A 12,978-nucleotide genomic window follows, 5' to 3' on the forward strand; every position below is an offset into this window, starting at 1 on the left:
ATGACGTACGAGACCATCAAGGTGGAACGGCACGGCCGCGTCGGCTGGCTCATCAACGCCCGCCCCGGCGTGCTGAACGCGATGAACAACGCGATGCGCGACGAGCTGGCCGAGGCCTGGCTGGAGCTGGACCGGGACCCGTCGGTCCGGGTGATCGTGCACACCGGCGAGGGCCGCGCCTTCCAGACGGGGGCGGACCTCGCGGAGATAGCCGGTGACGGTGTGGGCATGCAGCGCTACCAGGACAGCCTGATGAACTTCGACCTGCACTTCACCTCCTGGCACCAGAACGTCTCCAAGCCGGTCATCGCCGCCGTGAACGGCATCTGCGCCGGCGGCGGGCTGCACTTCGTGGCCGACGCCGACATCGTGATCGCCGCGTCCGACGCCACGTTCTTCGACCCGCACGTGAGCGTCGGCCAGGTGACCGCCATCGAGATGATCGGGCTGGCCAAGAAGATCCCGTTCGAGGCGGTGATGCGGATGGCGCTGGTCGGGTCGCACGAGCGGATGTCCGCCCAGCGCGCCCTCGAACTGGGCCTGGTCAGCCAGGTCGTGGACCCGCCGGAGCAACTGCGCGAGGCCGCGCAGGAGCTGGCCGAGAAGGTCGCACGCAACTCCCCCGCCGCGATGGCCGCCACCAAGAAGGCCCTGTGGGCGGCGCTGGAGCTGGGGCTGACGGACGCCTGCAAGGTGGGCACCCAGCACCTCGTGGGCATGTGGGGGCATCATGACCAGAGCGAGGGCCCCCTCGCCTTCGTCGAGAAGCGCGAACCCCGCTGGGCTGAGTGAAGCACGAGCACGATCGACCCGCTGGGCTGAAAGAGAGAAGAGGATGGGTATGGAGATGAACCTGCTCGAAGGCCGCGCGGCCGTGGTCACCGGCTCGGCGCAGGGCATCGGCCTGGCGATCGCGACGGTCCTGGCCCGCAACGGCGCGTCCGTGGTGGTCAGCGACGTCAACGCGGAGGGTGCCAAGCAGGCGGCCGCCGACCTGGAGGCCCAGGGCCTGAAGGCGGTCGCGGTGCCGTGCGACGTGACCGACGAGGCGGCCGTCGAGGCGCTGGCCGACGCGTGCAAGAACGCCTTCGGGTCGCTGGACGTCATGGTCAACAACGCCGGCATCACCCGTGACGCCACGATGCCGAAGATGACGCTGGAGGACTTCAAGAAGGTGGTGGACGTCCACCTGACCGGGGCCTGGCTGGGCACCCGGGCCGCGGCGCGGATCATGCGGGAGCAGCGGCGCGGCGCCATCATCAACATCTCCTCCATTTCCGGAAAAGCCGGAAACTTCGGGCAGACGAACTACAGCTCCGCCAAGGCCGGCATGATCGGCCTCACCAAGGCCTCCGCCCGCGAGCTCGCCCGCCACCAGATCCGGGTCAACGCCATCCAGCCCGGCCCGATCCGTACGGCCATGACCGCCGGCATGCCGCCCGAGGCGCTGCAGAAGATGCTCGACAACATCCCGCTGGGTCGCATCGGCGAGCCGGAGGACATCGCCAACGCCGCGCTCTTCCTGGCCTCCGACCTCTCGTCGTTCATCACCGGCATCACGGTGGAGGTCGCCGGCGGGAGGCACATGTGATGCGCGTCTTCGAGAGCCTCGCCGAGTTCACCGCGCAGGCCGGGCGGACGCTCGGCACCAGTGACTGGCTGGAGATCGGTCAGGAGCGGGTCGGCACGTTCGCCGACGCCACCGGCGACCACCAGTGGATCCACGTCGATCCGGTACGAGCCGCCGAGGGGCCCTTCGGCACCACGATCGCGCACGGCTACCTGTCGCTGTCGCTGCTGCCGGTCCTGGTCGGCACGATCTACCGGATCGAGGGCCTGCGGATGTCGGTCAACTACGGGCTGAACAAGGTGCGCTTCCCCAGCCCGGTGCCGGTCGGCTCGCGGGTGCGGGTCACCACCGAGCTGCGGGAGGCCAAGGAGTCCAACGGCGGCGTCATGGCCGTGCTGGGCTCGACGATGGAGATCGAGGGCGGGACGAAACCTGCCTGCGTGGCCGAGACGATCTCGCTCTACTACCCGCAGGGCTGAAAAGGGGCCGCCCCCTCCGGAGCGCAGTAACCGGAGGGGGCGGGCGTCGGCTACCAGCTCTTGAGCGTCGGCAGCACGCGGTCGGCGAACCGCTTGAGGTCCTCGTACGCCTCCTCGGGCGGCGTGCCGCCCGCCGGGCCGGAGTGCACGATGTCGGTCAGCGGCAGGCCCTTGACCAGGCCTTCCAGCGTCCCGATCACGGTGTCGGCGTCGCCGATGATCTCGTAGTCGCGGTAGGCCTCGGGGGTCGGCGCGAGGCCGTACCGCAGGTCGGGGTCGCCCATCTCGTCGCGGATGCGCCGGTAGAAGTCCCAGCGCTCGAAGATGAGGTCCTTGCGGCGCTCCCAGACGGCGTCGGGGTTCTCGTCGGTGACGGTGATCGCCCACGGGTTCGACACCCGCACCTGGTCGCGCTCGACGCCGGCCTCGGCCAGGCCCTCGAAGTAGGCCTGGTGGAACTCGGGGTCCACGGAGGCGCCGTGCAGGTTGGCGCCCATCCTGCCGGCGCGGCGGGCGGCGGGCGGCGCGGTGGCGGCCACCCAGAGCGGCGGGTGCGGCTGCTGCAGCGGCGCGGGGGCGACGGTGACGTCCTTGAGGTCGTAGTAGCGGCCGCTGTAGCTGAAGGGCCGCTGGGTCCAGGCCAGCTTGAGCACCTCCAGGCCCTCCTGCATGCGGGACGGCCTGGTCTTGGGCGAGTAGCCGAGCGCGTGGTACTCGGCGGCGCTGTGCCCGGAGCCGACCGTCACGTCCAGCCGGCCCTCGGACACGTGGTCGAGGACCGCCGTCTCCTGCGCCAGCATGGCCGCGTGGTGCAGCGGGAGGATGTAGACGTACGAGCCGATCCTGATGGTCCTGGTGCGCTCCGCCAGCATGGTGAGGAAGATCGGCACGGACGGCGCGTACCCGTCCGGCTGGAAGAAGTGCTCCTGCACCATGACGTAGTCGAAGCCCATGGCCTCGGCCTCGCACATGAGGTGGAGGCAGTCCTCCCAGTGGTCGCGCCACGGCCGCCCGTGCGGGTTGCGCATGTCCATGGTGAATCCGACGTGCACGGTCTCTCCTCAGATCCGGTAGCGGCGCTCGGCGTTGGCGGCGAACACCCGGTCGCGCTCGGCGGCGGTCAAGTCGCCGGTGGCGCCCAGGTAGGCCTCGGCGACCCGGTCGTAGCCGCCGAAGAGCGAGTCGACGGGGAAGTTGCTGCCGAAGAAGGAGCGGTCGACGCCGAAGACCTCCAGGCAGGCCTGGATCCACGGGCGCAGGGTCCCGGCGTCGAGCGTGTGCAGGCTCATGGGCAGGCCGGAGATCTTGCAGTCGACGTTGGCGAGCGAGGCGAGCCGGGTCAGGCCGTCGCGCCAGGCGGTGAACTGGTCGGGGTCGCCGCCGTCGGGCCAGCCAGCGTGCTCCAGCACGACGGCGAGGCCGGGGAAGTCGCGCAGCAGCGGCAACCAGCCGTCGACCTCGCCGGGGTGGATGACGACGTCGAAGACGTGGCCGCCGGCGTCGAGCAGCTCGGCCAGCCGCCGGGTGACCGGGTCGGCCGGGTCGAACCCGTACAGCACCCTGATGCCCCTGAACAGCGGGCTCTTGGCCTGCTCGGCGAGGTCGGCGGCGACGGTCTCGGCGTCCGCGCCTGGCTCGACGGCGCCGATGACGGCGCCGACCAGGCCGTGTTCGGTGGCGACCCGGTCGAGCCAGCGGGCCTCGTCCAGGTGGGTGCCGGGGGCCGTGACGGCCGAGACGTGCACGGCCTTGACCACGTCGAGGCCGGAGCCCGCGGCGTCGGCCAGGTAGTGCTCGGGCAGGTAGTCGCGCCGCAGGCCGGCCATGTCGCCGATGCCGAAGTCGTCGGAGTCCTCGGGCGGGTCGAGGGCGGGATACCACTTGTGCTCGGTCAGATGCCACAGGTGCATGTGGCTGTCAACGAAGCGCACCGGGGGCCACCTCACTTGAATCATTACAACAATAGCTAAGATACCGTCTCAGCTGGGCCCCTGTCCACGACGTCAGCCGGGCAGCCCGTACTCCTCCAGCAGCCGGCGGCCGATGATCATGCGCTGGATGTCCGCCGTGCCCTCGCCGATGAGCAGCATCGGGGCCTCCCGGTAGAGGCGCTCGATCTCGTACTCGGTGGAGTAGGCGTAGCCGCCGTGGATGCGGAAGGACTCCTCCACGACGTCCCGGCAGTATTCGGAGGCGAGATACTTCGCCATCCCCGCCTCCAGGTCGTTGCGCTGCCCGGCGTCCTTCTTGCGCGCGGCCATGACCATCATCTGGTGCGCGGCCTCGACCTTGGTGGCCATGTCGGCGAGCCTGAACTGCACCGCCTGGTGCTCGGCGATCCGCTTGCCGAACGTCCGGCGCTCCTGCGCGTAGCGGACCGCCAGTTCGAAGGCGCGCAGCGCGACCCCGCAGCCGCGGGCGGCGACGTTCACCCGGCCGACCTCGACGCCGTCCATCATCTGGTAGAAGCCGCGCCCGGGGGTCCCGCCCAGCACCTGCGAGGCGGGGGCGCGGTAGCCGTCGAAGACCATTTCGGTGGTGTCGACGCCCTTGTAACCCATCTTCGAGATCTTGCCGGGGATGGTCAGCCCCGGCTCGACCTCGCCGTATCCCGGCTCCTTCTCGACCAGGAACGTGGTCATGTTCCGATAGACCGAGTCCGCGCCCTCGTCCGTCTTCACCAGCACCGCGACCAGGTTGGCCGTGCCGCCGTTGGTGAGCCACATCTTCTGACCGTCGATCACGTAGCCGTCGCCGTCGCGCGCGGCCCTCGTCGTGATCGCCGAGACGTCCGACCCGCAGCCGGGCTCCGACATCGAGAACGCGCCGCGCACCTCGCCGGTGGCCATCCGCGGCAGGTAGTGCCGCCGCTGCTCCTCGGTGCCGTGCTTCATGATCATGTACGCGACGATGAAGTGGGTGTTGACGATGCCCGACACGCTCATCCAGCCCCGGGCGATCTCCTCCACGGCCAGGGCGTAGGTCAGCAGCGACTCGCCCAGCCCCCCGTACTCCTCGGGGATGGTCAGCCCGAACAGCCCCATCTCGCGCATGCCTTCGACGATCTCCTGCGGGTACGCGTCCTCGCGCTCGAGACGCTGGGCCACGGGCAGGATCTCCTTGTCCGCGAACTCCCTGACCGTGCGGAGAATCTCCCGCTGCACGTCGGTGAGTCCGTCGGTCTGCGCGAGCCGTCCCATGCGTACCTCCTCGTCGATTTGTACGGCCATATTTATGACACATGCCCGGTACGCGTCACAAGGGCGGGTTGACAGCCACGCGGCGGGCCGGTTTTGATTTGGCCGTATATTTCCGCACGAGAGCAGGAGACAGCCGGTGGCGATCGTGGACGGCCCGTACTTCGAGGACCTGCGCGCCGGGATGCGGTTCGACGGCGCCCCGGCCATCACGCTCACCGAAGGGCTGGCGGCGGCCCACCAGGCGATCGTCGGCTGCCGGCTGCCGCTGGCGCTCGACCACGGCCTGTCGCGCCGGGTCGCCGGCGCGGCCCTCGCCGCGCCCCACCTGGTCTGGGACGTCGCCATCGGCCAGTCCACGGTCGCCACCCACACCGTGGTGGCCAACCTGTTCTACCGAGGCGTGGTGTTCCGGCGGGCGCCCGCGATCGGCGACACGCTCACGACGGTGACCGAGGTGGCCGGGCTGCGGCAGAACTCGCGACGCCCCGGCCGCGCGCCGACCGGGCTGGCCGCCCTCCGGATCAGCACCACCGACCAGGAGGGCCGCCCGGTCCTCGACTTCTGGCGGTGCGCGATGCTGCCGCTGCGCGACGGCGACCTCGACACCGGCCACGCCGAGGACCTGTCGGCCGTCGGCGCCGCGCCGGGGCACGACGAGCTGGCCGCGGTGACGGCCGGCTGGGACCTGTCCGCCCACCCCCAGGGCGGGGCGTTGAGCGCCGGCGACGTGTTCGAGGTGGCGGGCGGCGACGTGGTCTCGTCGGCCCCCGAGCTGGCCCGGCTCACGCTCAACGTCGCCAAGGTGCACCACGACGCGGCGGCGGGCGAGCGCCTCGTCTACGGCGGGCACACCATCGGGATCGCGCTCCACCAGGCCGTGCGGGCGCTGCCCTCGCTGGTCACCGTCGTCGGCTGGCACGGCTGCGACCACCTCGGCCCGGTGCGCGAGAACGACACGCTCACCAGCACCGTCGAGGTCGAACGGCTGGACCCGCTGCCGTCCGGCACGCTCGCGCACCTGCGCTCGCGGGTCCGCGCCAACCGCTCCACCGACGTCCTCGACTGGCGTTTCGCGGCGGTGCTCGCGTGATCGGAAAGCCGGCGCGGGCCGGTAGGCTGCCGCGGGGTCGACGGGAGGTCGGGCGATGGCGAGCACCGGGCGCAGGGAGAGCAGCTACAGCGCGCTCGCCCGCGAGGTCCGCGGCGACATCCTGTCGGGCCGCTACGCGGACGGGCGGCGGCTCCCCACCGAGGCCGAGCTCGCCGAACGTCACGGGGTGAGCAGGCAGACGGTACGACGCGCGTTCCAGGACCTGGTCGCCGAGGGCCTGGTCTACAGGGTCCCCGGGCGCGGCACGTTCGCCAGTTCGCGCGAAGGCACCTACCTGCGGCAGTTCGGCTCGGTCGAGGACCTCATGGCGCTGTCGGTGGACACGCGGATGGACATCACCGTGCCGCTGCACCGGCGCGTGGACGTGGCGGCGGCCGGCCGGCTCCGGCTGGCCAGCGACGCCGTGAGCAGCCTGGCGTTCCGGCGGCTGCACGACGCGGTGCCGTTCTGCCTCACCACCGTGTTCCTGCCGCCGCACGTGGGCGGACTGCTACGGGACGTGCCGGAGCTGGCGGCCGAGGGGGCCACCAGCGCGTTCACCGTCATCGGGCTGCTCGACACCCGGCTCGCCGCGCCCATCGCGGAGGCCGACCAGAGCATCACCGTCGCCGCCGCCGACCCGGCCACGGCCCGCCACCTCGGCTGCGCCCCCGGCCACCCACTCCTGCGGATCGACCGCCTCTACCACGACACCGAAGGCACCCCGGTCGAGCTGGCGATCAGCCACTTCCTCCCGGAGCACTACTCCTACCGCACCCACCTCCGCCGCAGCATCACCTGACCCCCACAGCATCACAGGCGCGGGTATTCGGGTCCTATCCCAGTCCAGCTACGCCACAGCGTCACCTAACCACCGCGTCACAGACGCCAAGTGAGAGGGGGTGTCGAGGTCCTACCCCACCCACCTGCACCACAGCATCATCTGACCGCCGCAGTATTACGGGCGTGGGTGCCGGGTTCTACCCCACCCACCTGCACCGCAGCGTCAGCTGAGCGCCGCAGTGTCACAGGCGCGGGTGCCGGGGTCCTGCCCCACCCACCTGCACCGCAGCGTCAGCTGAGCGCCGCGTCGTCACAGGCGCCAGGTGATGGGGGTGTCGGGCTGGTAGCGGCAGGTGGAGCCGGTGGAGACCGTGGCGCGGAGGTGGGCGGCCAGCTCGGGGTGGGCGCGGTCGAGCTTGCGCAGCACGTCGCGGATGCGGGCGGTGACCGTTTTGCGGGCGCGTTCGGCCTCGTCGCCCAGGCGGCGGGAGCGCCCGCCGAGGCCGGCCGCGCGGCGCAGCTCCTCCAGCAGGGCCGCGCGCTCGCCGTCGAGCTCGGCGGCCCGCCGGTCGTCGCCCAGCTCGGTCGCGCGGTCGATCTCCTCGTCCAGCAGGGTCAGGTGGTGCCGGTAACGGGCCTTGGCCTCCTCGTCGAGGACGTCGTCGCCGCCCATCCGCCGTGCGGCCACCACCAGCTCGCCGCCCTCCGGATCGAGCAACCGTACGGCCGGCATGTCGGTCCCCGGGCTGCCCAGCAGCGTGTGCAGGTCGCGCAGCCCTTTCGCGTCGGGCACGTGCACCGCCCGCCCGGCGAACACCAGCGACCAGACGGACCCCTCCCTGCTGAACCTCGGACCGCCACCTCCTGGGCCCGCGCCCGCCGCACCGTACGCACCGTCGAACCCGACACCCGCATCACCCGGCCCGACCCCAGCCACAGGGCGTGCACCCACCGAAGGACCCACACCCGAGCCCCCGGACGGCCCCGCCCGCGAACGGGCACTCCTCGACGAGTGCCCGCCCAGCACCGAACCGGCGTTCCCAGACAGACCCGCGCCCGTGTCTTCACCGGCACCCCCGGATTGACCCGCGCCCATCACTTCACCGGTATCCCCCGACCGGCCCAGGCCGTCGGATTCGTCGGTGCCCGGCGGTGCCGGGGAAGCAGGGGTGGTGTCCGGGAGGAGGTCACGGACGCGGGCCGTCAGGTGGCGCATGCCCAGGGTCGTAGCCTCCTTACCGGCGTGTTCCAGGAGGGCGCGGGCCGCGGGGAGGTCGCCCGGGGCGGCGCGGGACAAGAGAGCGTCAGCCAGGTGGACGCGGGCCAGCACCGACCACGGGCGGGCGCGCATGCGGTCGGCCGACCGGTGGGCAGCGGTGAAGCCGGCGATCGCCTCGTCCCAGCGCTCGTCGGCCGCGTCGATGAGCGCCAGCCACAGGTCGAACGGCCCGCTGACGTCCCAGCCCATGAGCGAGACCGCCCACCGCCCGCGGTGCGGCTCCAGCGCGGCGCGGGCCCGCGCGCACAGGTCGGGGTCGTGGGCCGCGGCCGCCGTCTCCGCCAGGAAGCGCAGCCACAGCGGCTGGGCGATGCGGTTGCGCGGCTCGCCCTCGGCCAGCCGGCGCAGCGCCGTGTCGAGGTCGCCGGTGTGGAGCGCGGTCAGGCCTTCCAGCAGGCCGGGGCAGAGGTGGCCGCTGCCCCGGAGCAGCCGGACGACCTCCTCCTGCTCGCCGAACCTGCCCTGCAGCGACAGGATCGACCACTGGTGGTGGAGGAGCATATCGATGTAGTGGGGGTGTTTCCTGGCGTCGCTGTCGCGCACCTCGGCCAGCAGCTTCTCCGCCTCGGCCAGGCGGCCGCCGAGCGCGGCGACGATGCTGGCGTCGACGGCGGTGTTGAGGTCGACGCTGGGCAGCTCGCTGCGCCGCCCCAGAGCCTGGTATTCGTGGAACCGGTCGAGGTAGCCCGGGTCGCCCTGCTCGATCATGGCGACCCAGCGCAGCGCGGAGGCGAAGTGTTCGAGCTCGGGGTCGCCGGTGCGCCGGGCCAGGCCGATCAGCTCCTCCACCAGCCGCATCCGCTCTCCGGCGGTGTCGGGCCCCTTGAGGATGTCGTGGTGTGCCCAGAGGCTGAAGACCAGCGCGTCGTCGTCACCGCCGGCGCGCGCCCGGGCCGCGAGGTGGAAGACGAGGTCGAGCGCGAGCCGGTCGTCGGGCGCGGCGCCGCCGACGAGCGCGGCGTGCGCCTCGCGGAGGTGCGGCAGCGCGTCGGACAGCCCGAACTTGCGCAGCCAGGTGAGCGCGACGCGGGTGAGCAGCTCGCGGTCGTCCAGCTCGCGGGCGATGGCCCAGGCCTCGCCGAACAGCCGCCGCGCGGTCTCGCGCTCGCCGACGTGGGACAGCTCGAAGCCGAGGCTGAGCGCGGCCTTGGCGCGGGTGCGGGGGGAGGTGGCGCGGCTCAGCTGGTGAGCACGGCGCAGGTGGCCGAGATGCTCCTCGGCCGCGATGCGGCGGCCGGCGTCGCGGGCGGCGGCGAGCTGGAGCTCGACCACCCGCTCGGGGTCGACCCGGTCACCGGCCAGGTGGGCGTGGCGGGCCAGGTGGCCCGGCAGCATCCGGGCGGCCAGGCCGGGGTCGCGGTCGACGGCGTCGACGACGGCGCCGTGCAGGGCGCCCGGGTCGTCGAGCGAGTCGTACAGGGTCTCGCGGACGAGGTCGTGGGCGAAGGCGAAGACCCCGCCGCCTTCGGCGGTCACCAGCTTGGCGACGACCGCCAGCTCCAGGAGCCGGTCGACGTGCGCGGTCGGCTGCCGGGCGGCGGCGGCCAGCAGCTGCCGGGGGAAGCGCCTGCCGAGCACGGCGGCGATCGGCAGCAGCCGCGAGACGGGCTCGGGCAGCAGGGAGAGCCGCCGCAGCAGGGCGTCGCGCACGCCCGGGGGGACGGCGCCGGCCGAGCCGCCGCTGTGCCACAGGCGGGCGGTCTGCTCGACGAAGAACGGGTTGCCGCCCGTGCGGACGTGGACCTCGGAGACCAGGTCGGGCGGCGGGTCGGCGCCGACGGTGCGGGTCATGAGCGCGGCCACGCCGGCCGCGTCGAGACCGGTGAGGGTGATGGTGGTGGCCTTGAGCGCGAGCGGTGACAACAGCTCGCGCAGCGGGTGGTCGGCGGCCTCGACCTCGGTGTCGCGGTAGGTGCCGATCAGCAGCAGCCGCTCGAACCAGGTCTGCTGGGCCGCGAACGCGAGCAGCCGCAGCGAGGCGGGGTCGGCGAAGTGGAGGTCGTCGAGGACCACGACCACCGGCTGCCGCTGCGCCAGCACCACCAGGGCGTCGGTGACGGCGTCGTAGACCTGGAAGCCGTCGGGCGCCGTCTCCCCCGCCGCGGCCTCGCCGAGCAGCACGGCCAGCACGTCACCGGCGGACTGCCTGGCCTCCGCCCACCGCTCGGGCCCGGCGGCGCGGCGCAGGGCGCGCAGCGCCTGCACCCACGGCCAGTAGCCCGGCGCGCTGCCGGCCTCCCAGCAGGAGCCCGCCGCGACCAGCGCTCCCCTGCCGCGGGCCTGCGCCGCCGCGCTGCTGACGAGCGTGGTCTTGCCGATGCCGGCCTCGCCGGTGACCAGCACCAGCCCCCCGTGGCTGTCGATCACCCGGCCGATCTCGGCACGCAGCAGCCCGGCGGGGTGGTCCCTGCCGATGAGATCGCGTGCCGTCCCGTTCATGACACTGGCAACGTAGCCTGCCGCACCGACAGAATCCGGTCATGGGCAGGGCCGCCCCGGTCGATCCGGCGGCGGCCCGCGTGTCCTCAGTGCCGTGCGGTCAGTGCTTGAACGCGTCCTTGACGTGCCTGGCGGCGTCCTTGGCCTTCTCACCGGCCTGCTTGACCTTGCTCTTGCTCTGGTCGGCGCGGCCCTCCGCCTCAAGACGCTCGTCGTCCGTGGCGCGGCCCATGCCTTCCTTGGCACGGCCCTTCATCTCTTCGGCCTTGTTGGAAATCTTGTCGTCGGCGCCCATGGCCGGCCCCCATCCTTCTCGATGAAAGAACTCCGGGCTTCCTCTATCCGAGGCCGCCACCGGGAAACGTCAAGGCGGAAGCCCGGCCCTCTGACGAGGACCGGGCTCCGGTGGGGAAGGGGTCACTTGAGTATCGGGTACCGCTGGACGATGGCCGTCTTGCCGAGGCCGAGGGTTTCGCCCGCGTTGGCCATGGCCAGGCCGGCCAGGACGACCGTGTAGATGAGGTGCTCGTCCATGAAGGGGTTGGTGGTCAGGGGCAGCGCCGCCGCCCACATCATCACCATCATCAGGCCGCCGGCGACCGCCGCGACGCGGGTGCCGATGCCGAGCATGAGCGCGAGGCCGATGCCGAGGAGTCCGAGCATGAAGAGCCAGTCGACCCAGGCGTGGCCGGCGAGTGCGGTGAAGAAGCCGCCGAGCGCGTTCTCCTCGGTGCCCTTCAGGAAGCCGGTGGTCGGGCTGCCGCCCGCCAGCCAGGCCTTCTCGGCCGTGGTGGCGAAGCCCAGGCCGAAGGTCTTGTCGAGGAAGGCCCACAGGAAGGTCCAGCCCAGTGCGATCCGGGCGATGGCCCACACGTAGTCGACGGGGCGGCGGGTGTGCGCCTCGGGAATCTGCACCGGGATCCTGCGTGCCGTGGGGCGGTCGTACGTGGTGGCCATGGCTCCTGTCCTTTCAGGGGTGCCTGCTGCTGGTTACAGTTCACCGCACCGGCGATCACGCAGGCAGAGCCGTACGACCCCGGCTCGATGGGACCTTCGGCACCCGTCCGTACGCCGTCCGCCCCTACCTTCTCCCGGCCACCGCGTGGTGTCCTGGCCGGAAGAGGGTAGGCGAGCAGACGTGGGATCCATCACCATCCAGCGCGTGTACGAAGACCGGCCGGCCGAGGGCGCCGTGTTCCTGGTGGACCGGGTGTGGCCGCGCGGCGTGCGCAAGGACGACCTGCGGCTCGACGGCTGGCTGCGGGACGCCGCGCCGTCGAAGGAACTGCGCCAGTGGTTCGGCCACCGGCCCGAGCGGTTCGCCGAGTTCGCCGTACGCTACCGGGCCGAGCTCGACGCCGGCCGCGAGTCGCTGCGCCCGCTGCTCGACGCCGCCGCCGAAGGGCCGGTGACCCTGCTCTACTCGGCCAAGGACACCGAGCACAACCAGGCCGTGGTGCTCCGCGACTACCTGCTGGAGCACCCCGGCTGAAGGCGTCAGAAAGCGCCGTCGAGGGTGACGGAACTCTCGTCGAACCTGAGCTCGCCGCCCTCCTCCCGGACGACGAAGCGGTAGGTCCCGGTGCACCTCGGCCGCAGCACGCCGTCGACGGTGACCATGAGCGTCAGGTAGGCGGCGACCGTCGAGGCGGCGCCCGCGACGGAGGCGACGCGGACATTGGTGATCACGTGCCGCCGGGTGTCCGTCTGCCGGCCGATCGTCCCGCCGAAGTGCGCCCGGATCGCGTCGTGACCCTCGTGGGGGCCGTAGAGCGTGCCGTCGGCGGCCTGGACGCTGTAGCGCGCCCCCGGCCAGTAGCAGGCCAGGACCGCGTCCGGGTCCTTCGTGTCGAGACCCCAGGCGAAGTCACCGAGGAGGGTGTTGAGTGCGGCCCAGTCGGGCATGGCTCCTCCCTCTCAGTCGCCGAGCGGTCTGAGCGTGATCGCGAGCTCGGGGCACCCTTCGGCCGCCAGGCCCGCCTCCTCGGCCTCCGGACCGCTCACGACGTCGGCCAGCGGCATCGCCTTCGAGTCGTCGGGCCTCATCCCGAACAGCCCCGGCGCCGTGGCGACGCACATCCCGTGCGCCTGGCACTGGTCCAGGTCCACTTCTATCTTGTAGGCGCTCATCAGCGTCC

At 72.2% G+C, this 12,978-nt stretch carries 14 protein-coding genes; 6 read left to right on the forward strand and 8 right to left on the reverse strand.

The window, feature by feature from the left end; translation table 11 throughout:
- From FR742_RS34180 to FR742_RS34190, 3 genes are read left to right on the forward strand one after another with little or no spacing between them, the layout of a single operon-like run.
- Positions 1 to 792, forward strand: coding sequence for an enoyl-CoA hydratase/isomerase family protein (locus FR742_RS34180; RefSeq protein WP_148035432.1), 792 nt, complete (start codon positions 1 to 3; stop codon positions 790 to 792).
- 43 nt (positions 793 to 835) lie between these two features.
- Complete coding sequence (gene fabG / locus FR742_RS34185) at positions 836 to 1,591, forward strand: 3-oxoacyl-ACP reductase FabG (RefSeq protein ID WP_246639052.1); 756 nt, start codon at positions 836 to 838, stop codon at positions 1,589 to 1,591.
- Positions 1,591 to 2,049 (forward strand): MaoC family dehydratase, encoded by a 459-nt coding sequence (locus FR742_RS34190; protein WP_148035433.1) that lies wholly within the window; start codon positions 1,591 to 1,593, stop codon positions 2,047 to 2,049. Before fabG ends, FR742_RS34190 begins: the two co-directional genes overlap by 1 nt.
- Before the next feature lie 50 nt (positions 2,050 to 2,099).
- On the opposite strand, the gene FR742_RS34195 is transcribed toward FR742_RS34190, so the two are convergent.
- The 3 genes from FR742_RS34195 to FR742_RS34205 form a co-directional block, all read right to left on the reverse strand.
- A complete protein-coding gene (locus tag FR742_RS34195) occupies positions 2,100 to 3,101 on the reverse strand; it encodes an LLM class flavin-dependent oxidoreductase (RefSeq protein ID WP_148035434.1) in 1,002 nt (333 codons plus the stop codon).
- Positions 3,102 to 3,110: 9 nt separating this feature from the next.
- Positions 3,111 to 3,980, reverse strand: a complete 870-nt coding sequence (locus FR742_RS34200; protein ID WP_187281500.1) for an amidohydrolase — start codon at positions 3,978 to 3,980, stop codon at positions 3,111 to 3,113.
- A 72-nt stretch (positions 3,981 to 4,052) separates the two neighbouring features.
- Positions 4,053 to 5,249, reverse strand: a complete 1,197-nt coding sequence (locus FR742_RS34205; RefSeq protein WP_148035436.1) for an acyl-CoA dehydrogenase family protein — start codon at positions 5,247 to 5,249, stop codon at positions 4,053 to 4,055.
- 136 nt (positions 5,250 to 5,385) lie between these two features.
- On the opposite strand from FR742_RS34205, the gene FR742_RS34210 reads away from it, so the two are divergent.
- On the forward strand, positions 5,386 to 6,339 hold the full coding sequence (locus FR742_RS34210) for a MaoC family dehydratase (protein ID WP_261808944.1): 954 nt from the start codon (positions 5,386 to 5,388) through the stop codon (positions 6,337 to 6,339).
- Between the two features lie 55 nt (positions 6,340 to 6,394).
- The gene (locus FR742_RS34215) at positions 6,395 to 7,141 is read left to right on the forward strand and encodes a GntR family transcriptional regulator (protein WP_148035437.1); all 747 of its coding nucleotides are present in this window, start codon (positions 6,395 to 6,397) and stop codon (positions 7,139 to 7,141) included.
- A gap of 291 nt (positions 7,142 to 7,432) precedes the next feature.
- Here FR742_RS34215 and FR742_RS34220 read toward each other — a convergent pair whose 3' ends face one another.
- From FR742_RS34220 to FR742_RS34230, 3 genes are all read right to left on the reverse strand, one after another.
- Positions 7,433 to 10,840 (reverse strand): AAA family ATPase, encoded by a 3,408-nt coding sequence (locus tag FR742_RS34220; protein ID WP_148035438.1) that lies wholly within the window; start codon positions 10,838 to 10,840, stop codon positions 7,433 to 7,435.
- A 100-nt stretch (positions 10,841 to 10,940) separates the two neighbouring features.
- Positions 10,941 to 11,135, reverse strand: a complete 195-nt coding sequence (locus FR742_RS34225) for a CsbD family protein (RefSeq protein WP_148035439.1) — start codon at positions 11,133 to 11,135, stop codon at positions 10,941 to 10,943.
- A gap of 122 nt (positions 11,136 to 11,257) precedes the next feature.
- Positions 11,258 to 11,797 (reverse strand): DoxX family membrane protein, encoded by a 540-nt coding sequence (locus tag FR742_RS34230; protein ID WP_148035440.1) that lies wholly within the window; start codon positions 11,795 to 11,797, stop codon positions 11,258 to 11,260.
- Between the two features lie 181 nt (positions 11,798 to 11,978).
- Here FR742_RS34230 and FR742_RS34235 point away from each other — a divergent pair, with 181 nt between their 5' ends.
- Positions 11,979 to 12,332, forward strand: a complete 354-nt coding sequence (locus tag FR742_RS34235) for a DUF488 domain-containing protein (RefSeq protein ID WP_261808945.1) — start codon at positions 11,979 to 11,981, stop codon at positions 12,330 to 12,332.
- 5 nt (positions 12,333 to 12,337) lie between these two features.
- On the opposite strand, the gene FR742_RS34240 is transcribed toward FR742_RS34235, so the two are convergent.
- Positions 12,338 to 12,745 (reverse strand): nuclear transport factor 2 family protein, encoded by a 408-nt coding sequence (locus tag FR742_RS34240; protein ID WP_148035442.1) that lies wholly within the window; start codon positions 12,743 to 12,745, stop codon positions 12,338 to 12,340.
- A gap of 12 nt (positions 12,746 to 12,757) precedes the next feature.
- On the reverse strand, positions 12,758 to 12,970 hold the full coding sequence (locus FR742_RS34245) for a ferredoxin (protein WP_148035443.1): 213 nt from the start codon (positions 12,968 to 12,970) through the stop codon (positions 12,758 to 12,760).
- Positions 12,971 to 12,978: the final 8 nt, after the last annotated feature.

The sequence above is a fragment of the Nonomuraea sp. C10 genome (assembly GCF_008017515.1).
Classification (GTDB): Bacteria; Actinomycetota; Actinomycetes; order Streptosporangiales; family Streptosporangiaceae; genus Nonomuraea; species Nonomuraea ferruginea.

Coding starts and splice junctions, on each gene's coding strand:
- FR742_RS34230 (WP_148035440.1), bottom strand. CDS start 11,797: ATGGCCACCACGTACGACCGCCCCACGGCACGCAGGATCCCGGTGCAG.
- FR742_RS34240 (WP_148035442.1), bottom strand. CDS start 12,745: ATGCCCGACTGGGCCGCACTCAACACCCTCCTCGGTGACTTCGCCTGG.
- FR742_RS34180 (WP_148035432.1), top strand. CDS start 1: ATGACGTACGAGACCATCAAGGTGGAACGGCACGGCCGCGTCGGCTGG.
- FR742_RS34245 (WP_148035443.1), bottom strand. CDS start 12,970: ATGAGCGCCTACAAGATAGAAGTGGACCTGGACCAGTGCCAGGCGCAC.
- FR742_RS34225 (WP_148035439.1), bottom strand. CDS start 11,135: ATGGGCGCCGACGACAAGATTTCCAACAAGGCCGAAGAGATGAAGGGC.
- FR742_RS34220 (WP_148035438.1), bottom strand. CDS start 10,840: ATGAACGGGACGGCACGCGATCTCATCGGCAGGGACCACCCCGCCGGG.
- fabG (WP_246639052.1), top strand. CDS start 836: ATGGGTATGGAGATGAACCTGCTCGAAGGCCGCGCGGCCGTGGTCACC.
- FR742_RS34205 (WP_148035436.1), bottom strand. CDS start 5,249: ATGGGACGGCTCGCGCAGACCGACGGACTCACCGACGTGCAGCGGGAG.
- FR742_RS34190 (WP_148035433.1), top strand. CDS start 1,591: ATGCGCGTCTTCGAGAGCCTCGCCGAGTTCACCGCGCAGGCCGGGCGG.
- FR742_RS34215 (WP_148035437.1), top strand. CDS start 6,395: ATGGCGAGCACCGGGCGCAGGGAGAGCAGCTACAGCGCGCTCGCCCGC.